The organism is Micromonospora sp. NPDC047074 (assembly GCF_040643815.1).
Taxonomy (GTDB): domain Bacteria; phylum Actinomycetota; class Actinomycetes; order Mycobacteriales; family Micromonosporaceae; genus Micromonospora.
In genome coordinates this window covers 409973-432246 of the sequence record NZ_JBEYVB010000001.1, presented here as the reverse complement: position 1 = coordinate 432246, position 22274 = coordinate 409973, and the positions used below count along the sequence as shown (strand labels likewise).

Genomic DNA, 22274 nt, shown 5'->3' with positions numbered 1-22274 from the left:
AATGACGGAGACACAGGCGAAGTCGGGGAACACGGGGACCTCGGCCACCCCGGTCGACGAGGAGGCCGCGAAGAGCGGCACACCAGCGACCGGCCGCGCCGCCGTGGGCCGGGCGACCGTCCCCGCCGACGCGCCTGCCCCGAAATTCACCCGGGCTCCCGGAATGACGCCGCCCCCGGACAAGCCCTCCGAGGACGCGGACGGGGCGGACAAGACCGAGGTGGCGGCGGGGGCCGACAAGCCGACCCCCGCGGCCGGCCCGGCCGCGGCCAAGCCGACGGCGACCCAGCCGTTGAAGTTCGGTGCCGGCCCGTCGGGCGGCACCACCGGGACATCGCCGCGACTCACGGGCGCCACCGGCACCCAGCCGAGGGTCACAGGTGCCACTGGCACCCAGCCCCGTGTCACCGGCACCGCGAAGCCGCAACCGGACGGTGCCCGACCGGCCGGCGCGGGCCGTCCCGCCAACGGGGGCGGGCTGCCGCCGGGCGTCAGCGGCGCGGCCGCCGTCGGTGCCGCCCGCGTGGGTGACGCGGTACGCGCCGCGCGTACGTCGGTCAGCTCGGCCGCCTCGCGCGGACCGCGCCGGGCCCGGCTGAACCTCAAGCGGATCGACCCGTGGTCCGTGATGAAGTTCGCGTTCGCCGTCTCGGTGGTGCTCTTCATCGTCGTCGTGGTGGCCACCTCGGTGCTCTACCTGGCGCTCGACGCGATGGGCGTGTTCACCAGCGTCAACGACAGCCTGACCGACCTGGTCAGCGCGGGCGGCGGCCAGAGCACCAGCGGCTTCCAGATCACCGCCAAGGGCGTGATCCTCAGCTCGGCGCTGATCGGTCTGGTCAACGTCGTGCTGTTCACGGCGCTCGCCACGCTCGGGGCGTTCGTCTACAACGTCTGCGCCGACCTGGTCGGCGGCATCGAGCTGACGCTCGCCGAGCGCGACTGAACCACCGACGAGAGCCGGGGCACCGCCGAGCGCGGAGTCCCGGCTCTCGTGTGTCCGGGCACGTCCGGAGGCGTCGGGGCACGCCGTACGGCCGGCGAAATCAACTGGGCCCGCCGCGCGGCCTCCGGTAGGTTCAGGGGGACGGCAACGGCCGGACGTCCCGGCCGGCCCCGATTTGGGGCCGGGCGGACGGATGGGTTAACCTTGCTCGTCGCTACGCGGGGCTATAGCTCAGTCGGTTAGAGCGCAGAGCTGATAACTCTGAGGTCGCTGGTTCGATTCCAGCTAGCCCCACCGCACATCGTCCGACGACAGTCGAGCACGAGGGGTAGATCCCAATGATCAAGAAGCTCCTGATCCTGGCCGGCGTCATCGGTGTCGCGGCCGTGGTGGCCGCGAAGGTCAAGGCTTCCAACGACGAGCGCGCCCTGTGGCACGAGGCGACCACCGCTCCCGACCTGCGCTGATCCCCAGGTCACTGCCAGCACCGGCGGCATCGTCCGGCCCGGGGGCCCTAGCTCAACTGGCAGAGCACTGCCTTTGCAAGGCAGGGGTTAGGGGTTCGAGTCCCCTGGGCTCCACTCAGCTCCCATGCAGGTCACGGGGCTTAGTCCTCGCGCAATCAGCTTTCTGATTGACGTTCTTTACCTCCACGTGTGCCACCGCGTCTCGGTGAGTGGTCAACTCCGCTGCTGCCGGTGTTGACGGTCACGACCTGGGCGGGACAACGAACCGCCCCGGAGCCGCCGGCGAGGACCGGCAAGTTCCGGGGCGGTGACTGCGCGTGTTAGTCGACCACCAGCGCGGTGCGCCAGTTCGGCGTGGCGCCGGTGAGGTCGAGTTGCTGGAACAGCTCCTTGGTGCCCTGCTCAGCGAGCGTACCGCGGTGCGCGTCGATACTGACCGTCAGCCCATGTACGTCGTACACAGTCAGTGACTCAAGCCAGTCCGGGCCTCCGCCAGGGGTGAAGTACGCCTGATGACCGTCGACGGTGGTGTTCGGCTGCGGAGGCAGCTTACCGTTCAGTTCGGTCCGGATCTTGTCGGTCATCTTGAAGTACGGGGAGAAGGTGACGTCCAGCGTTTTTGCCCGCTGGGAGCCGGGATTCGCGGTGGGAGGTTCGGCGCTGTACGTAACGCCGGCGTGCCACCGCGTGCCGTCCGAGGTCAGCGGCCCGCCGACGTCGGTCAGGATCGGCCGCAGGTTTTGCGGCACCCCCGTGACCTGGACTGGCATCCGCACCCGCTCGGTCGTACTGAGCGTGAGCTTCTGCGCCACGTGCAGGGCGATCTCCCGGGCATCCTGTCCCGACGCCCAAGGCGCGACCCGGACCTCGGCCCAGCCGTCCGGGGCGTACTGCCAGCGGAGGCAGAGCTGGTCGGTGCCCTCGACGTCGTACTGGGTGAAGGTCGCCGCTGCGCCCCGTACCTGAGGCGCGGGCACCGTACTGACGGTGGGCGCCCGCCCGTCGATGCCGATCACCTGAGGCGCCGACGGCGTCACCCCCTTCGGGTAGAGGCTGACCGCCACACCTCCCCACGAGTTGGGCTGTGGCGAGCCGGCAGCGTGCCCGATCAGGGATACTCCCGGGCCGCTCAGCAGCAGACCCACCTGGTACTGCACCCCGTTCAAGCCCGACGGCAACCAACCGAACCGAACGTACTGGACGGTTGGGTCGACCATCTCCAACACGGCCGGGATCCGCGACGAGCCGGGCGACGGTACCTGCCCGGTGAACGGCTCCAGTGGAGCCAGGGCGCCGACCATCTCCAGCGACGGCGCCGACGGCCGGTCCGGCGCGACCAGACCCGGCACCGTGACAGCTCCGACGGCCAGCACGACCGCTGCCAACGCGGCACCCGCGCCGCGGCCGTACCAGCGCTGCCGCCGCCCGGTGCTCATCGCCTGCTCGATGTTCAGCACGGCCGACGGCTGTTCGGCCGATTCGACTTCGGCGCGCATCAACCGCGCTACATCCATTTCCTCAGTCATCTTCGACTCCCGTCAGGCAGTACGTTGGTCGGCGCGCCACTCGCGTCGCCGGTCAGCACGTCATCTCTGCCAGGGGCGAGCAGGCGGCGCAGCGTCGCCAGCCCCTTGGCGGTCTGGCTCTTGACGGTGCCGGGCGCGCAGTCCAGCGCCTGCGCCGTCTCCTCCACCGTCAAGTCCTGGAAGAACCGCAGCACCAGGACGGCCCGCTGCCGCGGCGCGATCCGACGCAGCGCCGCCACCACATCGAGCCGCTCCGTGGCATCCGGGGCGGCCGGCGCGGGCCGCTCCGGTAGCAGGTCAGTGAGCAACACTCTGGCCCAGCCGCGCCGCCGATCGTCGATCAACCGGCGCAGCAGCATCGTCCGGACCAACGCATTCAGGTTGTCGGCCCGCCGAGCCCGTGGCCAGTTGCGGTACAGCTCAGTGAGTACCCGCTGCACGATGTCGTCGCCCTGGTGCCAGTCGCCGCACATCAGATACGCCGTCCGGCGCCACTGCGACAGACCGGCGTGGACGCACTCGGTGTACTCGGCATCGGCTGCGGCCCGCTCGGCGATTCCCCGCCTCAGCGGCATCCTCGGACCTGTCCTCCCACCGGCCACCACCCGTACGGTGATCGTCCGCATACCCGCATCTCCACCCCTCCCGTAGCTGTGTCTCCAACACCGCTATGTCGTGGCCGGAGCAGCGCCGGGTTGCCCGTCGGAATTGAGATCAGTTGTAAGGAAGACTCTGGCTGCCTCGGATGACGCCATGGGCCGGGCACATGTCGAGCGTGACGAGGTGACCTTTGCCGATTGCGTGGATCCGGCCGTTGTCTGCGGGAACCAGCCGGTCGACCCGCGTCGACAGCCGGGTGCGGGCGACGACGTTGCCAGCGCGGTCGATGGTGAGCAGCGAGCCGTCCGCGAAGGCGAACAGCGCCCCGCCGGGCACGAGGGCCGAGGCGCGGACAACGCCGTGCGGTGGATGCCGTACGTACCCCAGCAGTCCTCGACACGCTGTTCGCACAACTGGGCCCCGCTGCGGGGTTCCAGCCGGACCAGACGCGAGTGCCGCTCCGCCACGACGAGGAGACCGGACGCCACCGCCATCGCTTGCAGGCCCGACCTCAGGTGTAACGGCCGCGACCACAACACGCTGACCGGCTGATCCACCACTGCGGCATGATCGCACGCATCGACGTTGGAGCCCGATGCATAGACTCGCTTCGTGACCGCGCCCGGATACCCCGCACCCGCGCCGCCGTCGATGGTTCGCCCGATCTGGTTGCTTGCCGGCCCAGCGTTCAGTGCGTTGCTCGCCGCCGGGCTGCTCGCCGCGCCTGTCGGACCACTTGCCAGCGCGATCAGGCGCGATCTCGGAGTGTCCAGCGAGGCCATGACGCTGACCATGGCCGCGTCGTTCGTGGCGGCGACGGTGGCGCTGGTCGTGCCCGGCTACCTGCTCGGCCGGCGGTGGCCCATCGTCACCGCGTTGCCGGCGCTGGTGCTCCTGGTCCTGGGGAACGTGCTCAGCGCGTCCGCGTCGGGGGCGGCGCTGCTGGCGGCGGGGCGGGTGGTCGTCGGGCTGGGTGCCGGAGCCGTGGCCGGTGTCGCCGTCGTCCTCTCCGGTCAGGTGGGCCGCTGGCGTTCCCCGGCCCGGCTGGTGCTGGGCCTCGCGCTCGGCGCCGCCCTCCTGCTCGGGCCCGTCGTGAGCGGCGTGCTGGCGCAGGCGCTCGGCTGGCGGTCGGTGTTCCTCGTCGACGTGGTGGTGGCCGTTCTCGCGTTGCTGGGCACCGTGGTGAGCGGCATCGCGTGGGCTGTCGCCCGCCGGGCACCGCTGCCGGCACGTTAGCGTCGGGACGTGACCACCCGAGACCCGCGCCAGCTCCCGGCCGACACCGGCATCGCCGAGGCCGCCGCCATCCTGCGTACCGGCGGGTTGGTGGCCTTTCCCACCGAGACCGTCTACGGGCTCGGCGCGAACGCGCTGGACGCCCGGGCGGCCGCCCGGATCTTCGAGGCGAAGGCGCGGCCCAGCTTCGATCCGCTGATCACGCACCTTGCCGAGGCTGCCGAGTTGGAGAAGCTGGTCGGGGCGGTGCCGGCTGCGGTGGCGGCGTTGGCCGAGCGCTTCTGGCCCGGGCCGCTCACGCTGATCGTGGACCGGCCGGCGGCGGTCCCGTCGATCGTCACCTCGGGTCTGGCGACGATGGCGGTCCGGGTGCCGGACAACGGGTACGCGCGGGCGCTGATCGCCGAGGCCGGCGTGCCGGTGGCCGCGCCGAGCGCGAACCGGTTCGGCCAGCTCAGCCCGACCCGGGCCGAGCACGTCGTGCGCGGGCTGGGCGCCGCGGTGGACGTGGTGCTCGACGGTGGCCCGACGCGGTGCGGGATCGAGTCGACAATCGTGGACGCCCGGGGCGGGCAGCCGGTGGTGCTGCGCCTCGGCGCCCTGCCGGTGGAGGCGTTGGAGGAGGCAGTCGGCCCGGTGACCGTACGCCCGGGCAGTTCCGGGCAGCCGGTCGCGCCCGGCACGCTGGCGGCGCACTACGCCCCGCGTACGCCGCTGCGGTTGGTCTCGGGCGGCGAGCCGCCGGCGGCCGACGGGGTCCGGCGCGGCTTCCTGGCCTTCCGGGAGCGGCCGGCGGGCGACTGGGCGGCGGTGGAGGTGCTCTCCGGCGCCGGTGACCTGACCGAGGCCGCCGCGCGGCTGTTCGACGCGCTGCACGAGCTGGACGCCACCGGCGTCGGCGAGATCCTGGTCGAGCCGGTGCCCGAGGTCGGCGTCGGCCGCGCGATCAACGACCGGTTGCGTCGCGCCGCCGCCACCTGGCATCCGGCGGGGTGAGTCGGGACCGATCAGGCAGCCCGCCGGGCGGGTGCACGGTGCCTGGACAGCTTCTGGCCGGGGCGCTGTCGAGCTGCCCCGTCCATGGGACCAACACGACAGGGCACGGTTCGTGGACGACGCCGACGAGGAACTCGGACGGATACCACCGAGCGCCGTGCCCCATCTGTGCGGGCAGCTCGACAGGGCCGACGGGGAGACAGACGCCGGTCACGGTCGCGTCGCCTGGTCGCCCGTGGTGTCGGTCGAATCGCCGACGTCCGACCGGTCGGCGTCCGGCCCATCCGCGTCTGGCCTGTCCGCCGGACCGGACTCCGACCGGGGCAGGCGTTCCACCAGGCGGGTGAGTGCGCCGTTGGCGAACGTGGCGCCGAGCGCCGAGCCCGTCGCGATGGTCCAGCCGACCGGACCGAGCGGGGTACAGCCGAAGAACTGGCTGACCCCCGGCGTCTGGACGACCACCGCCAGCACCCCGGCGGACGCGACGGTGGAGGCGAGCACGGCCGGGCTGGTGCCGCCCGCCAGTACCGTCTGCCCGAGCTGGGTGCCGACCAGTGAGACCAGTGCGACGGTGCCCGCCCGTCTGCGCCGCCCGGTGTAGCGGGCCAGCGTCCAGCCGGCGGTGGCGCCCAGCGTGGTGGCGGCGGCACGCAGTCCGATCTCCCGGGTCATCGTCTCGCCGAGCGAGGTGTCGGGTCCCTCCCGGAGCAGGCCGTCGGCGTGGTCCGCGCCCGGTGGCCGGACCGCGATGGCCAACGCCGGAGCCAGGTCGGTGAGCAGGTTGACCAGGAGAAGCTGCCGCCCGGTGAGCGCCGACCGGCCGGTGGCGGCGGCGGTCAACACGCTGAACGCGATCTCGCCGAGGTTGCCGCCGACCAGGATGCTGAGCGCGTGGCGTACCGAGGACCACATCGCCCGGCCCTCGACCAGCGTGGCGATGATGGTCTCCAGCCGGTCGTCGGTGACCACCAGATCGGCCGCCGCCTTGGCCGCCGGGGTGCCCCGTTGGCCGAGGGCGATGCCGACGTCGGCCAGCCGGATCGCCGGTGCGTCGTTGGCGCCGTCGCCGGTCATCGCCACCGTACGGCCGCACTTCTGCAACGCCTGGATGATCCGTACCTTGTGCGCGGGGGTGCACCGGGCCACCACGTCCGTGGCGGCGAGCCGCGCGGCGAGGGCGTCGTCGTCGAGCTGGTCGAGTTCGGCGGCGGTGACCACCCGCTGCTCGTCGTGATCGCTGATGGTGGCCGCGATCGCCTCCGCCGTCGCCGGGTGGTCACCGGTGATCATGATGGTGTGCACGCCGGCCTGGCGGATCCGGCGCACGGCGGGGGCGGCGCTCTCGCGTACCCCGTCGGCGAGGGCCAGGAAGCCGACGAACGTCAGGTCGTCCACCTGGTCGTCGGTGACCCCGGGTGAGGAGGTCCGGCACTCGGCCACGGCCAGGATCCGGTGCCCCGCCCGGGCCCGGGCGGCGAGCGTCGCGTGCAGCCCGTCGCGCCCCGCGTCGTCGAGCGGCTCGTCGCGTCCCCCCGGGGTGCGCCAGGCGGAGCACCGGGGCAGCACGGACTCCGGCGCTCCCTTCACGCTGAGCAGCAGCCGGTCCCCGGTGCGGCCGACGGTGGCGTGGTAGCCGCGGGACGGCTCGAACGGCAGGCCACCGACCGGCTCCCACCCCTGCGCGCCGGTCTGCTCGGTCACCCCGGCCGCCTGCGCGCCGGACCGGACCGCGCGATCCGTCTGCTGGGCCAGGTCGTGCGGGTCGGCGGCGGGCGGGGTGGCCCGCAGCGCGACGGCGAGGACCGGTCGCAGGCTGTCGTCGACCCGGTCCATCGGGACGTACCGGCCGTCGTCGCCGACCCCGGCGAGCATCAGCTGCCCCTCGGTGAGGGTGCCGGTCTTGTCGAAGCAGAGCACGTCCACCCGGCCGAGCGCCTCGATGGTGCGCGGGTTGCGGACCAACGCACCGTGCTCCGCCAGCCGCCGTGCGGCGGCCAACTGCGCGGCGCTGACCAGGAACGGCAGCCCTTCCGGCACGGACGCCACCGCCAGGTTCGCGGCGGTCGCGGCCGTCTCCGCCAGCGGTACGCCCCGCAGCAGACCCGCGCCGGCCACCGCCACCGCCGAGCCCGCCGCCAGCGGGATCGCCCCCCGGGTCAGCCTGCCCAGCCGCGCCTCCACACCGCTGGCCGGCGGGGCCTGCCGGGCCATCGCGAGGCTCCGCCCGGCCTCGGTGTCCGCGCCGGTGGCGACCACCACCGCCGTTCCGTGGCCGGCCGCGACGGTGGTGCCCTCGTAGAGCATCGACCGGCGGTCGGCCACGGCGGCGGCAACGACAGGCTGGTCGGACTTGCCGACGGGCAGCGACTCACCGGTGAGCGAGGACTCGTCGGTCTCCAGGCCGGCCGACTCCAGCACCCGGCAGTCCGCCGGAACGGCGTCGCCCGCTTCGAGCAGGATCACGTCGCCGGGCACCAACTCGTCGGCCGGCAGCACCGCTTCCGCGCCGTCGCGGCGTACCCGGGCGGTCACCGCCGAGCGGGACAGCAGCTCCGCCAGCGACCGTTCGGTGTTGTGCTGGTGCACCGCGCCGAGCAGCGCCGATCCGCCGACCACCCCGCCGACCAGGGCCGCGTCGACCAGCGAGCCGAAGGTCGCGGAGAGCACCGCCCCGGCGGCGAGCACCGGGGTGAGCGGGTTGGCCAGCTCGTCGACGAAGGCGCGCAGCAGACCCGTCGGTCCCGAGGGACCGTCGGGCGAGGCGATCCGGCGGCGCCGGGCCTCGTCGCTGGCCAGCCCGTCCGGACCGGTGCCGAGCTGGTCGAGCACCGTCGAGGACGGCATCAGGTGCCAGGCGGTGATCGTCGGCGCGGGGGCGTCCATCCGGTCGGGCAGCCGGTGCGCCCGTACGACGCCGTGCGCGAAGGCCAGCGCGGCCGCGCCGTTCACGGCGGCGAGGGTACGGCCGGGCAACTGCGCGGGCGCGGCGGTGAACGCCCCCAACGCGCCGAGGCCGGTGCCGGCCAGGGCCAGGCCGATGTTCTGCCGGGTCGTCGAGCGGGCCACCCCGGTCGCCTCGATCACCAGCGTCACCACCCGGAGGTCGGCGCCGACCAGCAGGTGCGCGCCCCAGGGCGGGAGATCCTCGGGGGCGGAGAACCCCAGCCCGCAGTCGGCGACGCCGAGCGCGGCCCGGTCGCCGGAGACCACCATCACCACGGCACCGTCGGCCTGGAGCGCCCGCACCGACTCGGCCAGCCGGTCGCCGCCGGGCAGGTGGGCGTCGGCGAAGCCGTACCGCCGGTCGTCGTCGCCGGCCACGACCAGCCGCAGACCGGCCTGACGGGCGGCGGTCGGCAGGGCGTCCACGCCCGGCGCCGGCTCCGGCTCGACCCGCAGTACGGCGGCCAGGGTGTCGCCCTCGGCGAGGCCGAGCAGGCTCCCGCCGCCCTCGCGTAGCCGCCGGCTGTCCGGGGTGTCACCCGGATCATCGGCATCCAGGGCGTCCAGCGGCCCGAGCCGCCAACCGTCGGACTGCCGCAGCTCCCCGGGCGCGGCCGGGTCGAAGAGGGTGAACGCGTGCGTCGCCACCCGCCCGGTGTCCGCCCCGGCCAGCGGGGCGAGGTCAGCCAGCACGCCCCGGTCGGAGCCGAGGACGGCGGCGTCCAGCACCAGCGTGTCGATCCGGTCGAGCTCGCGCAGCACGCTGCGGTCCATCGCGATCACTCCGCGCCGGGCGAGGATCCGGCCGAGCTGGGCGGCGTACCCCTCGCGTCCGCTGCCCGGGGCCTTGGGCAGCGCGGAGAGGCCCAGCGCGGCGGCCCGCTTCCGGCCGACGACCGGCGTGGCGGCTGCGGCTGCGGCGGCGCCGGCGGTGAGCATGCGCGTCACGTATCTCTCGGCGGGGCCGTCCGGCTTCGGCCGGGGACGGTCGAGTTTGGGTGCCCGGGCGACCGCCCGGTCCGGATCCCCGGTCAGCCGGGGCTCGGCCTGTGCCCACGTGCGGAGCTGGGCGCGTGCCTCACCCCACTGCACCACCCGCTGCGCGCCGTCGAGCACGATCCCGGTCCAGCCGCCGGAAAGGCCCTGCACGACCGCCTCGGCGAGCGGGAAGAGCACGTCGGCGCGGGGGTCGGCGCGCAGCCCCCGGTTTGCCAGCGCGTGCAGCCTCGGGTGCAGGTCGACCGCGCCGAGCAGCCCGGCGACCTCCCCCGGCACCGGGGTGAACGGCAGGATCCGGGTGGCGGCGGAGATGGTCAGGCCCAGGGCGTCGGAGGCCAGCGCACCGAGGGTGCGCGGCGTGCGCGGCCCCTCCTCGGGCGGGTGCGGCGGCGGGATGTCCGGGTCCGGTTGGTGCGGGCAGACGCGTTCGGCCCGGGCGACGGTGGCGATGAGGTGCCGCAACTCCGGCTGCGGCGTGCCGACGGCCACGACCACCCGTCCGGACGGGGCGTTGACCCGGGCCCACTCCACCCCAGGCACCTGCTCCAGCGCCGCCTCGACCTGCCGCGCGAGGGCGTCGCCGCCGTCCTGGCACACGCCGTGCACCTCGATGTGGTGCCGGCCGGGGCGGGACCACACCCGACGCCGGGTCAGCCCGGCCATCCGGGCCAGCCGGTTCGCGGCGGCGCCGACACTCCGGGAGGCCTCGCCGACGACCTGCGGCACGGCGACCGGCGGCAGGAGCCGAGCGGCGGCGCGGCCCAGCGGGGTCATCGAGGCGTACGACCGGACAGGCGCCGGTCGGGCCCCCCGCTGCCGATGCCTCTGCCGTACGCCATCTCGCCTCCCACGCCTCAACTCCGGCGGCCTGGCTTCCCGGCGTACCGTCCGTTATGCCCTCCGAGCAGCGCAAAGTTTCTCCCGCGCGGCGGGCCGGAAGTTTCTCCGCGCGGCGGGCATGGACGGTGGTGCCGGTGGAATCCGGATCGTCGTCACCGTCATCGGGGGAGGCTGGGATGAGCACACTGACGCGTCATCTGAGCGGGGCGCACGAGACGATCCGGGCGCTCGGCCGCCGGGTGGAGATCCCGGTGCTGGGCGAGGTCGCCGTGCCGCCACCCGACAAGATCGCCTACTACGCGGGCATCGGGGTGCTCGCCGCGCTCCAGGTCATCGAGTGGCCGCTGGCGCTGGTGATCACCGCCGGTCACGTGCTGGCGGACCAGCACCTGTCGGGCCTGGCGAAGGGCATCGGGGAGGCGCTGGAGACGGCCTGAGAGCGCCGGGCCGGTCGGCGCCGGGCTGGTGCTGTGACGGCGTCCACCCTTGACCTCAATGCGGGTTCAGGTACGAGGCTTGACCCGTGCTGATCGAACTGCGCCGGGCCCAGGCGGGGCCATCACAGCCGGATCCGCCGATCCGTGCCGAGCACCGGCCGCGCCGGACCGGCCGGCGGTGACCACCACGTCACCGCCGACGGCCCCGGCTGCCAGCGAACCGGGGCTCTTCTCGCCCCGGTTGCGGGCGATGACGGTCGGCAGCGTCGCGTTGATCTCGCTGCTCGCGTTCGAGGCGTTGGCGGTGGGCACCGCCATGCCGACCGTCGCCCGCAGCCTCGACGGGCTGGCGCTCTACGGGATCGCCTTCGGGGGTCCGTTCGCCATCGGCGTGCTCGCCATGGTCGCCTCCGGCATCTGGTGCGACGCCCGTGGCCCCCGGGTGCCGATGTGGCACGGGCTCGTCTGGTTCGTGCTGGGGCTGGTGATCGCCGGCAGCGCCACCACGATGGGCGTGCTGGTGGCCGGCCGGATCGTGCAGGGGTTCGGCTCCGGCCTGCTCTCGGTGGCGCTCTACGTGATCGTCGGGCAGGCGTACCCGGAGGTGCTGCACCGGCGGATCTTCGCGGCGTTCGCCGCCGCGTGGGTCGTACCGTCGCTGGTCGGTCCGGCGCTGGCCGGCCTGATCGTGGAGTACTTCGGCTGGCGGTGGGTCTTCCTGGCGGTGCCGGTGGTGGCGGTGCCGGCGGTGTTGCTGATCCACCCCGGCCTGCGTGCGGTCGGCGGGGCGACGATCACCGCGCTGCCGGTTGGCGCGGCGGCCCGGATCGGCTGGGCCTGCGGGGCGGGGGTGAGCGCCGCACTGTTGCACGTCGGGGGGCAGCAGCACGGCGGCACCGCCGTCGGGCTGGTGGCCCTGGCGCTGGCCGGGCTGCTGGTCTGCGCGCCCCGGCTGCTGCCGGCCGGGTTCCTGCGCGCCGGCCGGGGCCTGCCCACGGTGGTCGGGCTCCGTGGCCTCGCCTCGGCGGCGTTCGTCGGCGCGGAGGTGGTGATCCCGCTGATGCTGTCGCGGGAACGCGGACTGTCGCCGACGGCCGCCGGCCTGGTCCTGACCACCGGCGCTGTGGCCTGGTCGGTGGGTTCCTGGGTGCAGGGGCGGATGCCCGCGCCACGGTCCCGGGCCACCCTGCCGAGGGCTGGTCTGACCTGCATCGCCGCCGGCACCGCCGTGGTGACGCTTGTCGTCGCGCCGGCGGTGCCGGTCTGGGTCGGGATACTCGGCTGGGCGGGCGCGGGGGTCGGCATGGGGCTGCTCTATCCCTCGTTGTCGGTGCTCACCCTGGAGTTGTCCGCCCCCGGTGAGCAGGGCCGCAACAGCTCCTCGCTGCAACTGGGCGACTCGCTCTTCGCGGCGACCGTGCTGGCGCTCACCGGTGCGGTACTCGCCGCGGGCGCGGCTCCGGGTCCGGCCAGCTACGCCGGCACTCTCGCGGTGGCCACCGGGCTGGCCGTGCTGGGGGTAGCACTGGCGGGCCGGGTGGTGCCCGGCCCGGCGGCCTGATCCACGCGCGCTGGAACATGCCGATCCGGCCCGTCCGGACCGTACGCCCGGGATGATGGGCGGACGATGAACCTCCTGACCATCCTGCCGATGGCCGTGGTGATGGTCGCCGGGACGCAACTGGTCGCGGCGGTCTTCCTCGCCTCGGCCGACCGTCCACGGGCCGCCTCGTTGGGTTACCTGGCCGGGGCGGGGACCGTGGTCACCGTCGGGGTGACGGCGAGCTGGCTGCTCATCCGGGTGGTGAACATCAACATCGGGGACGGCTCCGGTGGGCGCCGAACGGTCGGCCGCTGGATCGACGTGGCGGTGCTGGTGCTGCTGGTCGTCCTGGCGGTGGTCGTCTTCCTGCGCCGGCACGACACCAACCCGCCGAAGTGGATGAGCAAACTGCAGCAGGCCGGCCCCGGCTACGCGTTCCGGCTCGGCGCGCTGCTCTTTCTGGCGATGCCTTCGGACGAGCTCACGATGCTCACCGTCGGGGCGACCGCCGGCCGGCACGACCTGTCGTGGTGGCACCTGCTGCCGTTCGTCCTGCTGACCCTCATGCTGCTGGCCCTGCCGCTGCTGGCGTTGCTGCTGCTCGGCCACCGCGCCGAGGTGGTGCTGCCCCGGATGCGGGACTGGGCCCAGCAGCACTCCTGGGTGGTGAGCGAGATCGTCATCGGCCTCTTCGTGCTGATAACGGTGGCCGACCTGCTCCGGTGAGCCAACGCACAACCCGTCACGCACACGTACGGGGGAACGGACGCAAGATGAACGGCCTGCGCGTTCATGTTCGGCCTACGGTGACGCCATGTTCGCCATGGTTGCCACCGTCATTCTCTACGTCGCCGGTTTCGTCTTCCTCTACGGCGTGATCCGGCTCGCCGTCCGTCACGCCCTGGAGGAGATGGAGGTGCGTCGGGTCCAGGCCGAGCGGGCGGAGGAACTGGCCTCCGTCCGGGACCGCGCTCTGCTCCGCGAGAACGGTTTCCTCACCGGCAGTTGACCGGCGCGGTCGAGCTGCCGGCCCGCCGCGCCGTTCGGGCCCTGTCGACCAGGGCTGGGGCGGTCCGGGCTTCGGGATGCTCCGGGCTCCGGGCCGGCCGGGCGGTGGTTGGTGCGAGGATCGCAGGCGTGATGGGAACGCTGAAGACCGAGTCCGCCCGCGCCCGACTCGACCTGCTCGCTCCGCCGGTCGCCGCCGCCCTCGGGCAGTGGCCCGCCGACGCTCCGGTGGACGCCGACGAGGTGCTGGTGGCGCCGATCGACGCCGAACTCGCCGACACCGCCGCCTTCTGCGCCGCGTACGAGGTGGGGCTGGACGTGTCGGCCAACTGCGTGGTGGTGGCCGGCAAGCGTGAGGGCGTCGTCCGCTACGCGGCCTGCGTGGTGCTCGCCACCACCCGCGTCGACGTCAACGGGGTGGCCCGCCGGGCGCTCGACGTCCGCAAGGCGAGTTTCGCACCGATGGCCGACGCGGTGGAGCTGACCGGCATGGAGTACGGCGGCATCACCCCGATCGGCCTGCCGGAGCAGTGGCCGATCCTGGTCGACTCCCGGGTGGTCGCCACGCCGCACGTGATCATCGGGTCCGGCGTACGGCACAGCAAGATCGCACTGCCGGGGCCGGCGCTCGGCGTGCTACCCGGCGCGCAGGTGGTGGAGGGCCTGGCCAGGCCGGCCTGAGTAATCACATCCACCGATACCGTTGCACGTGAAACATCGCGTTGGTCGATGTCCGTGCCGATCGGCGGAACAGTTCAGTCGGCCTCGGATTCGCGGCGGTCCACCTCGGCCAGGGCGGCGAGCAGCGTCTCCGGTTCCTGGGCGCCGGTCACCGCGTACTTGCCGGCCAGCACGAAGGTGGGCACGCTGGTGACCCCCATCTGCCGGGCGGCGGCCAGTTCCTCGGATAGTTCCGCCACCCGCTCGTCGGAGTCGAGGAAGCGGCGCGCCTCCGCGGCGTCCAGGCCCACCTCGGCGGCGAGAGCGGCGAGCGCCTCCCGGTCGCCCACATTGACGCCGTCGGTGAAGTGGGCGCGGTAGAGCGCGTCGACCATCTCGGCGGAGCGTCCACGTTCGGTGGCCCAGGCGACCAGGCGGTGCGCGTCGAACGTGTTCGCGGCAACCGCACGGTCGAAGTCGAGCTTGAGGCCGGCGGCCGCGGCCACCCCCGTCACCTGCCCGAACATCTGGCTGACCCGCTCCGCCCCGCCGAACTTCGCGGCCAAGGCGTCGACCAGCGGGCGCGGCTCCGGCACCGGAGACGGGTCGAGCTGGAACGGCAGGTAGCGGACGGTCACTTCGCCCTCGTACGACTCCAGGGCCTGCTCCAGCCGGCGCTTGCCGATGTAGCACCACGGGCACACGACGTCGGCGTAGATGTCGATCTCCATGCCGGATGACAACCCTCCGGTCAGCCGATCTGTTCCCGGACCTGCCGCTTGAGCCGGGCCAGGATGGCCGTGCCGCCGCGTACGCGCAGTGGGCTGATCGCCTGGGCGAGCCCCATCCGCTGGTAGAGATCGTCGGGGACGGCGAGCACCTCGTCCGGGCTCGCGCCCGCCAGCCCCTCGGCGAGGATGCCGGCGAACGCGCGCGTGGTGGGCGCCTCCGGCGGGCAGTCGAAGAGGGTCTCCACCGTCTTGTCCGGGGTCACCCGGGCACGCAGGAAGAACGCCGTCTGGCACTCCGGCACCTGCTCCATGCCCTCCCGGTCGGCGGAACCGGCGGGCAGCGGCGGAATGACGTCGGCGTACTCCAGCAGCATCTCCAGCACCACGTCGCGGGGCGCGGCGGCGAACTCGTCGACGATCTCGGAAAGCCGGGCCGGCATGGATGGCATGCCCCGAGGCTACCGCCGTTTGCAGGGGACCCTTCCTCGACCGGAGGCGTTGGGAAGGGGCCCTTCCTCACACCTCAGACCGTGGGTGCCTGCTCGGTGATGTCGCTCAGCGCCGAGCTGGGGTCGAGCTGCATCGCGAGGTCACCGAGGGAGACGATGCCGACCAGCTTGCGGTCGCTGTCGCAGACCAGCACCCGCCGGATGCCCCGCTCGCGCATCAGGGCCGCCGCCTCGGACGCCGTCGAGTGCTGCTCGATCATCACCACCTCGCGGGTGATGATCGAGCCGATGGTGGTGGTGGCCGGGTTGCTGCACTCGGCCACCGCCCGCACCACGATGTCCCGGTCGGTGAGCATGCCGGCGAGGGTGGCGCCGTCGGTGACCACCACGTCGCCGATGTCCGCCTCCTTCATCACCCTGGCAGCCTCGTCCAGGGTGGTCTCCGCGGGCAGGTAGATGACCTGCTTCGTCATCACGTCGCTGACCCGGTAACCGGTCATGAGAGCCTCCAGAAACGCCACTCGGTCGATCGGACTGCGGTACCCCGTGACACGTTCGCTACACCATGTCCCCGCGCACCCGGTTTACCCGCTCGACGAGCTGATCCGCCACTCCGTCGATTGGCAACTCAACGCGCTCGCCGGACGCCCGGTCGCGCAGTTCGACGTACCCCTCGGCGAGACGGCGGCCGACCACGACGGCGCGCGGGATGCCGATCAGCTCGGCGTCGGTGAACTTCACCCCGGCGGAGACGTGCGTCCGGTCGTCGACGAGCACCCGCAGCCCGGCGGCGGCCAGCCGTCCGCCGAGCTCCAGCGCCGCGTCCAACTGCGGCCCCTTCCCGGCGGCCACCAGGTGTACGTCGCAGGGCGCGACCGTCTCCGGCCACACCAACCCCCGCTCGTCGTGGTGCTGTTCGACGATCGCCGCGACCGCACGGGACACGCCGATGCCGTAGCAGCCCATGGTCGGCCGGACGGGCTTGCCGGCCGGGCCGAGCACGTCGACCGCGAACGCGTCGGTGTAGCGGCGACCGAGCTGGAAGATGTGCCCGATCTCGATGCCCCGGCGCATGGTCAGCTCGCCCGTTCCGCAGGCCGGGCAGGGATCGCCGGGGCGTACCTCGGCTGCCTCGATGGTGCCGTCGGGCACGAAGTCCCGGCCGCAGACCACCCCCGTCGCGTGCCGGCCCGGCTCGTTCGCGCCGGTCAGCCAGGCGCTGCCCGGCACCACCCGGGGGTCGGCCAGGTAGCGGATGCCGAGCTTCGCCATGACCTGCGGGCCGATGTAGCCACGAACCAGCTCGGGATGGGCGTCCCAGCCGTCGAAGACGTCCACCGTGGCCGGGGCGACGGCCGCGCCGAGCCGCTTCAGGTCGACCTCGCGGTCGCCGGGCAGCCCGACCACCAGCAGCTCGGCCTCAGCCTCGCCCGTACCGGGCCGGCGCAGGGCGAGCACCACGTTCTTCAGGGTGTCGGCTGCGGTCCAGTTGTGCCGGCCACCCAGGCGTCGGGCGTTGGCCAGCGCGACCAGGCTGGCGATGGTCGGGGTCTCGGGGGTGTCGTGCACCTCGGCCGCCGGCTGCGTGTCCGGGTCGCCGGCCGGCGGGGCGGGCGTGGTCACCGCCTCCGTGTTGGCCGCGTAGTCGCATCCGGTGCAGCCGACGAACGTGTCCTCGCCGACGGGCGTGGCCGCGAGGAACTCCTCCGACGCCGAACCGCCCATCGCCCCGGACGTCGCGTGCACGATCGTGTGCTCCAGCCCGAGCCGGTCGAAGATCCGCCGGTACGCGCCCCGGTGCCGGTCGTACGCCGCCGCCAGTCCCGCCTCGTCGAGGTCGAACGAGTAGGCGTCCTTCATCAGGAACTCGCGCCCGCGCAGCAGTCCGGCGCGGGGCCGGGCCTCGTCCCGGAACTTCGTCTGCACCTGGAAGAGCGTGACCGGGAAGTCCCGGTACGAACTGAACAGGTCCTTCACCAGCAGCGCGGCCAGCTCCTCGTGGGTGGGCGCGAGGAGGTGCTCCGCGCCGCGCCGGTCGGCGAGGGTGAAGATGTCGTCGCCGTACTCCGCCCAGCGGCCGGAGGTCCGGTAGGGCTCGGCCGGCAGCAGCGCCGGGAAGTGCACCTCCTGGTCGCCGATCCCCGTCATCTCCTGCCGGACCACCTCGGTGACCCGGTCCAGCACCAGCTTGCCCAGCGGCAACCAGGTGTAGCCGCCCGGTGCGGCGCGACGGATGTAGCCGGCCCGCAGCAGCAGCCGGTGGCTCGGCACCTCCGCGTCCGCCGGGTCCTCGCGCAGGGTCCGGAGCAGCAGGGTCGACATACGCAGCAGCATTGGCGAAATGTACGGCGACCGGCGCCGGGCGACGACCCAATTCGGGTACGACGCCCGGGCCGGTCCCCGATGGACGCTGCCAGCGGTTGGTGCCGGAGCCGGCGGCGCGGGATGCCGTCAGCGGGCCTCGGTGAGCCGCAGTGGCCTCAGCGGGGCGGGGCCGAGGCCAGCAGGGCGGCGAGCCGTTCGGCCACGGCCGGGGCGTGCAGGTGCAGCCGGGCCACGTTGACGGTGTCCTCGCCGACGACGGCGAGCAGCGCCTGCGGGCTGACCGCGTAGACGCTCAGGTGGCCGTCGGCGTTGCGGACCGTGGACTGCTGGAAGTCGCCCTGCCCCAGCCGGAGTCCCACCTGCCGGCCCAGCCCGTACGTGGTCGCGGCGAGCGCTGCCAGTTCGTTCGGGTCGACGTCGTTCTGCAGGTTGTGCGTGATGAGCAGGCCGTCCACCCCGCCGAGGACGCAGCCCTGCACCCCGGGGATCTGTAGGCGCAGCTCCGCCATCTCCTGCCCGATCGCCGGGTACGGCAGCGAGGTGTTCCCGGCCAGCGACGGAGGCAGCCGGTGCGGTGGCGGCAGGGTGTCCGTGCCGCGTGCGGTTCGGCGGGGAAGGGGCGTCTGGCTGTCGTCGATCCCGCTCACAACTCCAGGCTCTCTTCGATGGTGCGCAGCCGGTGCCGCGCCATCGCCAGGTTGGCGCCGCTCTTGCTCACCATCAGGTAGAGGAAGAGCCCCTTGCCGGTACGGCTGGTCAACGGGCGGATCAGGTGGTATTGGGTGCCGAGCGTGATGAGGATGTCCTCGATCTCGTCGTTGAGGTTGAGCATCTCGATGGTGCGCAGCTTGGCGCGGACCACGTCGGTGTTGCCGGCGGCGGCGACGGTGAGGTCGACCTCCCCCGCGCCACCGGCGACGCCGAGCGTCATGCCACTGTTGTAGTCGACGAGTGCGGCGCCGATCGCGCCGTCGATGCTCATCGCACTCTTCAGCGCCACGTCAAGATTTGGCACGGTGTTTCTCCCCCCAGGACCGGGCGACGTCATCTCCTCAGCCGTGCTGAGGGTGACGCGGTGGTGACAAACGACACAACCCCGTGAAAATGGCTCGGAAGAGGCTCGCACACCAGGGGCCGCAGCGCATCCGGGGGGCACCGCCATCTATCTGACCGGAGCCGCCGACCAGCCGGCAGGACCACAAATGCGACGGATCGTCGGATGACCGAGGGAGCTTGCCCTGATAGGCCACGTTGCGACGGGGTGCGGAGCACGCTCCTGATCCGGGTCGATGACCTCCACCACGTTTGCCCGTCGACCGCCCCCGCCGCCGACGCTGCTGGTGGAGACTGTCCCGCGTTAGGAAGGGGCCCTTCCTCTACCGGAAGCGTTAGCAAGGTGCCCTTCCTTACCACCACGGCGGAGGGATGAACAGGTGCGCTGGGGCAGTTTCGTGGCGGTGGGAGACAGCTTCACCGAGGGCATGGACGACGCGTACCCGGACGGCAGCTACCGCGGCTGGGCCGATCTGGTGGCCACCCGGCTGGCAGCTGAGGCCGGCCCCGACTTCCAGTACGCGAACCTGGCCATCCGGGGCCGGCTCTTCCCGGCCGTGGTGGCCGAGCAGGTGCCCGCCGCGCTCGCCATGCGGCCCGAGTTGATCAGCTTCGCGGCCGGCGGCAACGACGTGCTCCGCCGCAACTTCGACCCGGACGCGCTGGTCACCCGCTTCGACGACGTGGTGCGGGAGCTGCGCTCCGGCGGCGCCGACGTGGTCCTCTTCCGGTTCGCCGACGTGATGGCCCGGCTGCCCGGTCAGCGGCTCGTCGCCCCCCGGGTCCAGTTGCTCAACCGGGCGGTCGGCGAGACCGCCGAGCGGCACGGCGCGATCCTGGTCGACCTCTACGCCGACGACACCTACCTGAACCCGATGCTCTGGAGCACCGACCGGCTGCACCTGTCGGAGGCCGGTCACCGCCGGGTCGCCGGGCAGGTGCTGGCCGCGCTGGGCGTGGGCTGCGACGAGGAGTGGTTGCTGGTGCCGCCGCATCCCGCGCCCACGCCCTGGCTGGCCGCCCGGGCCGCCGACCTGCGCTGGGCCGGGCGGCACCTGGCGCCGTGGGTGAAGCGCCGGCTCACCGGCAGGTCCTCCGGCGACACGGTCACCGCGAAACGCCCGTCGCTCGGCCCGGTCACCGACTGACACATGCTCACCCTGCACACCGCGCCGCTGCTGCGGACCGCGCCCGGCACCCCGCCCGTCGCCGGGGCCGCCGTCGTGGTCCGGGCCGACCGGATCGTCGCGGTCGGTCCGCTGGCGGAGCTGATCGACGCGTACGCCGGGGCCAGGGTCCGCCGTTGGCCGGGCACGCTCGGGCCGGGGCTGGTGCACGACCAGCCCCTGCCGGCCGCCGACACCCCCCGCGAGCGGGTGCACGCGCTGCTGCGCCGGGGGGTGACCGCCGTGCTGGCGGAGCACGTGACCGAGCCGGCGCTGCGGGCCGCCGTGGAGCGGAGCGACCTGCGGGTGCTGCCGAGCGCCGTACCGCCGACGCTGGCGCCCGGCGGGCGCGCCGACCTGGCGGTCCTCGACGCCGACGGCACCTGCCTGGTGACGGTGGTGGCCGGCCGGATCGCCCACCGCCGCGCCTGACCGCTCCGGTTCGTACCGCCGAAGGATGCACCGGCGCACGCCGGTCCCTCTTCAGAAGATCCGGGTCCACGTACGCGTGACGCCGGAGCCGACGCCCATGATCCGGGCGGATCCGGTGCTCACGACGACCGTGTCGTCCCGCAGCACCTCGACCGCCGGGCTCGGGTCGGTGTCGTACCGCAGCGCGGCGCGCAGCTCGGGCACGTCGAGATAGCGTCCGTCGGCCCAGAAGCCGGCGTTGCCGTAGGCGCTGGTGACGGCGAGGATCCCGCCGTTCGCGGCGGCGACGTCAACGGTGTTGTCGGGCAGGCCCGGTCGCTGCTCCCACCTGCTCCCGGCCAGCCGCCACATCTGCTTCGTCACCGCCATGTCGAATCCGTCCTCCTGGACGCTCGCCAGCCAAACGTCGGCGCCGTCCGGGGAGACCAGGAGCCGCCCGGCTCCCGTCACGGCCGGCAGCTTCCGCCAACTCGCCGCCCCGTCGGTGCTGAGCAGGACGGTGAGCCGGTCCCCGTCGCGTACGGCCAGCCAGAGCCGCCCGTCGCCGCCCTCGACGACCCGGTGACCGGTCTTTTCGGTGAGGGCCACCGGGGGTTGCGGGCGGACGGGGCCGGAGCCGACCCGGATCAGCTCCCGTCGGGGACATGGTCTGCCTTCCAGGCCGTTTTCGCCAGGGCAGCGGACGAGGAACCCGCTGCGGGTGGCGGCGCTCGCCTGCGCGGCCGGCGGCGGAGCGCTGAGCTGGTGGTGGAACCAGCGAGTGCCGCCGTCCGTGGTGACGAAATATCCGTCGTGGACCAACACCGTGAGCGTCTGGTCGTCGACCGGCAACAGGCTCGCCGACCCCTTCACGTCGGCGAGCATCATCCTCTGCTGCCAGGTCACCCCGCCGTCGGTGGTCCGTCCGACGGTCCGCCGGCAGCCGGTCGCGTCGAGGTCGCCCGAGTCGCAGGTGTCGAAGATCGCCCAGCCGTGCCGGGCGTCGACGAATCGCAGGTCGGTCAGCTCGCCGGGCAGGGCGACTCTCCGCTCGGGGAGCTGCCCGGTGGATGTCGGTGACACGGAGGGGGTGGGTGCCGGGGCCGGCGGGTCGGGATCCGCGCCCCGGCCGGCGGCGACGAACGCTCCGGCCGGTCCGGCCAGGAGGAGGGCAGCCACACCCGCCAGCAACCGTCGTCGCCGCCGGTCGCGTACCCGGCGTTCCGCCACCGGCACGCCCGGCGGGCGGAAACTGGTCAGGGCGTCGGCCTCGAACTCGGCGAAGATCTCGTCCAGGGCGGTCTCACGCATCGTGGGACTCCTGCCGTTCGGTGAAGAAGGTGGCCAGCGTCGCCCGGCCCCGGAACAACCAGGAGCGGACCGTGCCTTCGGGGGCGTCCATCTGGTCGGCGATCTCCGCGACGCTCAGGTGCGCGAGGTAGCGCAGCACGATGGCCCGACGCTGATTCGCGGGCAGAGCGGCCAGGGCACGGCTCAACGCCACCCGGTCCGGCTCCGGGCCGGGCACGTGCTCCTCCCGCTGGCGGGCCAGGTGCCGCACGGCGGTGCGGACCCGGCGCAGGCGGCTGGTGGCCAGGTTCCAGGCGACCCGGCGAACCCACGCGAAGGGGTCGTCGTACGCGCTGATCCGGTCCCAGCGTTCCAGCATCCGGCAGAACGCCTCCTGGGTCAGGTCCTGCGCCTCGGCGTGGTCCCCCAGGTACGCGTACAATTGCACCGCCAGCCGATGAAAGTGCGCCTGGTAGAACTCGGTGAAGTCCACAGGCGACACGGCCTTCCGGGGCGGCCCGGTCCCTTGCCGTACGGTCATGGGACTCCTTGCTGGTCGGTGGTCTCGTCACTGTCACGTCTGGCGCGTCACATCCGCTGCACCGATTCCCGATGGCCGGTCGCGGGACTGCGAAGCGGCGTACCTTG

The 22274-nt window shown here is 73.3% G+C and carries 23 protein-coding genes and 2 tRNA genes; 13 read left to right on the top strand and 12 right to left on the bottom strand.

From position 1 onward, the window contains the following. Position 1: 1 nt before the first annotated feature. From ABZ809_RS02075 to ABZ809_RS02060, 4 genes are all read left to right on the top strand, one after another. The gene (locus ABZ809_RS02075) at positions 2-946 is read left to right on the top strand and encodes a DUF3566 domain-containing protein (RefSeq protein WP_357560460.1); all 945 of its coding nucleotides are present in this window, start codon (positions 2-4) and stop codon (positions 944-946) included. 220 nt (positions 947-1166) lie between these two features. Continuing rightward, positions 1167-1240 (top strand) — tRNA-Ile (locus ABZ809_RS02070). A gap of 44 nt (positions 1241-1284) precedes the next feature. Next, positions 1285-1413 carry a DLW-39 family protein gene (locus tag ABZ809_RS02065; protein WP_357560459.1) on the top strand — a complete coding sequence of 43 codons (129 nt, stop codon included), beginning with the start codon at positions 1285-1287 and terminating at the stop codon, positions 1411-1413. Positions 1414-1454: 41 nt separating this feature from the next. After that, positions 1455-1527 (top strand) — tRNA-Ala (locus tag ABZ809_RS02060). 206 nt (positions 1528-1733) lie between these two features. Here ABZ809_RS02060 and ABZ809_RS02055 read toward each other — a convergent pair. The 3 genes from ABZ809_RS02055 to ABZ809_RS02045 form a co-directional block, all read right to left on the bottom strand. Continuing rightward, the gene (locus ABZ809_RS02055) at positions 1734-2939 is read right to left on the bottom strand and encodes a hypothetical protein (protein ID WP_357560458.1); all 1206 of its coding nucleotides are present in this window, start codon (positions 2937-2939) and stop codon (positions 1734-1736) included. Then, complete coding sequence (locus tag ABZ809_RS02050) at positions 2936-3514, bottom strand: SigE family RNA polymerase sigma factor (protein ID WP_357560457.1); 579 nt, start codon at positions 3512-3514, stop codon at positions 2936-2938. Before ABZ809_RS02050 ends, ABZ809_RS02055 begins: the two co-directional genes overlap by 4 nt. A 139-nt stretch (positions 3515-3653) precedes the next feature. After that, positions 3654-3875, bottom strand: coding sequence for a hypothetical protein (locus tag ABZ809_RS02045; RefSeq protein ID WP_357560456.1), 222 nt, complete (start codon positions 3873-3875; stop codon positions 3654-3656). A 276-nt stretch (positions 3876-4151) separates the two neighbouring features. Between ABZ809_RS02045 and ABZ809_RS02040 the strand changes: the two genes are divergently transcribed. Both ABZ809_RS02040 and ABZ809_RS02035 read left to right on the top strand, forming a co-directional pair. Then, complete coding sequence (locus ABZ809_RS02040; protein WP_357560455.1) at positions 4152-4775, top strand: MFS transporter; 624 nt, start codon at positions 4152-4154, stop codon at positions 4773-4775. 9 nt (positions 4776-4784) lie between these two features. After that, positions 4785-5771, top strand: coding sequence for an L-threonylcarbamoyladenylate synthase (locus ABZ809_RS02035; protein ID WP_357560454.1), 987 nt, complete (start codon positions 4785-4787; stop codon positions 5769-5771). Positions 5772-5981: 210 nt separating this feature from the next. Here the strand turns inward: ABZ809_RS02035 and ABZ809_RS02030 are convergent, their stop codons facing one another. Beyond that, positions 5982-10487 carry an HAD-IC family P-type ATPase gene (locus tag ABZ809_RS02030; protein WP_357560453.1) on the bottom strand — a complete coding sequence of 1502 codons (4506 nt, stop codon included), beginning with the start codon at positions 10485-10487 and terminating at the stop codon, positions 5982-5984. Positions 10488-10729: 242 nt separating this feature from the next. Here ABZ809_RS02030 and ABZ809_RS02025 point away from each other — a divergent pair, with 242 nt between their 5' ends. The 5 genes from ABZ809_RS02025 (at position 10730) to ABZ809_RS02005 (ending at position 14222) form a co-directional block, all read left to right on the top strand. After that, positions 10730-10990 (top strand): hypothetical protein, encoded by a 261-nt coding sequence (locus tag ABZ809_RS02025; RefSeq protein WP_357560452.1) that lies wholly within the window; start codon positions 10730-10732, stop codon positions 10988-10990. Positions 10991-11168: 178 nt separating this feature from the next. Next, on the top strand, positions 11169-12551 hold the full coding sequence (locus ABZ809_RS02020) for an MFS transporter (protein ID WP_357560451.1): 1383 nt from the start codon (positions 11169-11171) through the stop codon (positions 12549-12551). 66 nt (positions 12552-12617) lie between these two features. Then, entirely contained in the window at positions 12618-13259 is a 642-nt protein-coding gene (locus ABZ809_RS02015) for a GAP family protein (protein ID WP_357560450.1), read from the top strand. An 88-nt stretch (positions 13260-13347) separates the two neighbouring features. Beyond that, on the top strand, positions 13348-13542 hold the full coding sequence (locus tag ABZ809_RS02010) for a hypothetical protein (protein WP_357560449.1): 195 nt from the start codon (positions 13348-13350) through the stop codon (positions 13540-13542). A gap of 131 nt (positions 13543-13673) precedes the next feature. After that, positions 13674-14222 (top strand): YbaK/EbsC family protein, encoded by a 549-nt coding sequence (locus ABZ809_RS02005; protein ID WP_357560810.1) that lies wholly within the window; start codon positions 13674-13676, stop codon positions 14220-14222. A gap of 74 nt (positions 14223-14296) precedes the next feature. On the opposite strand, the gene ABZ809_RS02000 is transcribed toward ABZ809_RS02005, so the two are convergent. The 6 genes from ABZ809_RS02000 to ABZ809_RS01975 form a co-directional block, all read right to left on the bottom strand. After that, positions 14297-14932 carry a DsbA family oxidoreductase gene (locus tag ABZ809_RS02000; protein WP_357560448.1) on the bottom strand — a complete coding sequence of 212 codons (636 nt, stop codon included), beginning with the start codon at positions 14930-14932 and terminating at the stop codon, positions 14297-14299. Between the two features lie 20 nt (positions 14933-14952). Continuing rightward, complete coding sequence (locus ABZ809_RS01995) at positions 14953-15381, bottom strand: SufE family protein (protein WP_357560447.1); 429 nt, start codon at positions 15379-15381, stop codon at positions 14953-14955. Positions 15382-15455: 74 nt separating this feature from the next. Continuing rightward, complete coding sequence (locus ABZ809_RS01990; protein ID WP_357560809.1) at positions 15456-15881, bottom strand: CBS domain-containing protein; 426 nt, start codon at positions 15879-15881, stop codon at positions 15456-15458. Positions 15882-15939: 58 nt separating this feature from the next. Further along, positions 15940-17715 carry a proline--tRNA ligase gene (locus ABZ809_RS01985; RefSeq protein ID WP_357560446.1) on the bottom strand — a complete coding sequence of 592 codons (1776 nt, stop codon included), beginning with the start codon at positions 17713-17715 and terminating at the stop codon, positions 15940-15942. A 146-nt stretch (positions 17716-17861) separates the two neighbouring features. After that, positions 17862-18353 carry a roadblock/LC7 domain-containing protein gene (locus ABZ809_RS01980; RefSeq protein WP_357560445.1) on the bottom strand — a complete coding sequence of 164 codons (492 nt, stop codon included), beginning with the start codon at positions 18351-18353 and terminating at the stop codon, positions 17862-17864. After that, positions 18350-18721 carry a hypothetical protein gene (locus ABZ809_RS01975; protein WP_357560444.1) on the bottom strand — a complete coding sequence of 124 codons (372 nt, stop codon included), beginning with the start codon at positions 18719-18721 and terminating at the stop codon, positions 18350-18352. The genes ABZ809_RS01980 and ABZ809_RS01975 overlap by 4 nt, the downstream gene beginning before the upstream one ends. A gap of 418 nt (positions 18722-19139) precedes the next feature. Between ABZ809_RS01975 and ABZ809_RS01970 the strand changes: the two genes are divergently transcribed. Together ABZ809_RS01970 and ABZ809_RS01965 are read left to right on the top strand one after the other, a co-directional pair. Beyond that, positions 19140-19907, top strand: coding sequence for an SGNH/GDSL hydrolase family protein (locus ABZ809_RS01970; RefSeq protein WP_357560443.1), 768 nt, complete (start codon positions 19140-19142; stop codon positions 19905-19907). A gap of 3 nt (positions 19908-19910) precedes the next feature. Continuing rightward, a complete protein-coding gene (locus ABZ809_RS01965) occupies positions 19911-20357 on the top strand; it encodes a hypothetical protein (RefSeq protein ID WP_357560442.1) in 447 nt (148 codons plus the stop codon). Between the two features lie 51 nt (positions 20358-20408). Here the strand turns inward: ABZ809_RS01965 and ABZ809_RS01960 are convergent, their stop codons facing one another. Then, a complete protein-coding gene (locus tag ABZ809_RS01960) occupies positions 20409-21647 on the bottom strand; it encodes a hypothetical protein (protein WP_357560441.1) in 1239 nt (412 codons plus the stop codon). After that, complete coding sequence (locus ABZ809_RS01955; protein WP_357560440.1) at positions 21640-22167, bottom strand: SigE family RNA polymerase sigma factor; 528 nt, start codon at positions 22165-22167, stop codon at positions 21640-21642. The genes ABZ809_RS01960 and ABZ809_RS01955 overlap by 8 nt, the downstream gene beginning before the upstream one ends. Positions 22168-22274: the final 107 nt, after the last annotated feature.

Coding starts and splice junctions, on each gene's coding strand:
- ABZ809_RS02075 (WP_357560460.1), top strand. CDS start 2: ATGACGGAGACACAGGCGAAGTCGGGGAACACGGGGACCTCGGCCACC.
- ABZ809_RS02065 (WP_357560459.1), top strand. CDS start 1,285: ATGATCAAGAAGCTCCTGATCCTGGCCGGCGTCATCGGTGTCGCGGCC.
- ABZ809_RS02055 (WP_357560458.1), bottom strand. CDS start 2,939: ATGACTGAGGAAATGGATGTAGCGCGGTTGATGCGCGCCGAAGTCGAA.
- ABZ809_RS02050 (WP_357560457.1), bottom strand. CDS start 3,514: ATGCCGCTGAGGCGGGGAATCGCCGAGCGGGCCGCAGCCGATGCCGAG.
- ABZ809_RS02030 (WP_357560453.1), bottom strand. CDS start 10,487: ATGACCCCGCTGGGCCGCGCCGCCGCTCGGCTCCTGCCGCCGGTCGCC.
- ABZ809_RS02025 (WP_357560452.1), top strand. CDS start 10,730: ATGAGCACACTGACGCGTCATCTGAGCGGGGCGCACGAGACGATCCGG.
- ABZ809_RS02015 (WP_357560450.1), top strand. CDS start 12,618: ATGAACCTCCTGACCATCCTGCCGATGGCCGTGGTGATGGTCGCCGGG.
- ABZ809_RS02010 (WP_357560449.1), top strand. CDS start 13,348: ATGTTCGCCATGGTTGCCACCGTCATTCTCTACGTCGCCGGTTTCGTC.
- ABZ809_RS02005 (WP_357560810.1), top strand. CDS start 13,674: ATGGGAACGCTGAAGACCGAGTCCGCCCGCGCCCGACTCGACCTGCTC.
- ABZ809_RS02000 (WP_357560448.1), bottom strand. CDS start 14,932: ATGGAGATCGACATCTACGCCGACGTCGTGTGCCCGTGGTGCTACATC.
- ABZ809_RS01995 (WP_357560447.1), bottom strand. CDS start 15,381: ATGCCATCCATGCCGGCCCGGCTTTCCGAGATCGTCGACGAGTTCGCC.
- ABZ809_RS01990 (WP_357560809.1), bottom strand. CDS start 15,881: ATGACCGGTTACCGGGTCAGCGACGTGATGACGAAGCAGGTCATCTAC.
- ABZ809_RS01985 (WP_357560446.1), bottom strand. CDS start 17,715: ATGCTGCTGCGTATGTCGACCCTGCTGCTCCGGACCCTGCGCGAGGAC.
- ABZ809_RS01965 (WP_357560442.1), top strand. CDS start 19,911: ATGCTCACCCTGCACACCGCGCCGCTGCTGCGGACCGCGCCCGGCACC.
- ABZ809_RS01960 (WP_357560441.1), bottom strand. CDS start 21,647: ATGCGTGAGACCGCCCTGGACGAGATCTTCGCCGAGTTCGAGGCCGAC.
- ABZ809_RS01955 (WP_357560440.1), bottom strand. CDS start 22,167: ATGACCGTACGGCAAGGGACCGGGCCGCCCCGGAAGGCCGTGTCGCCT.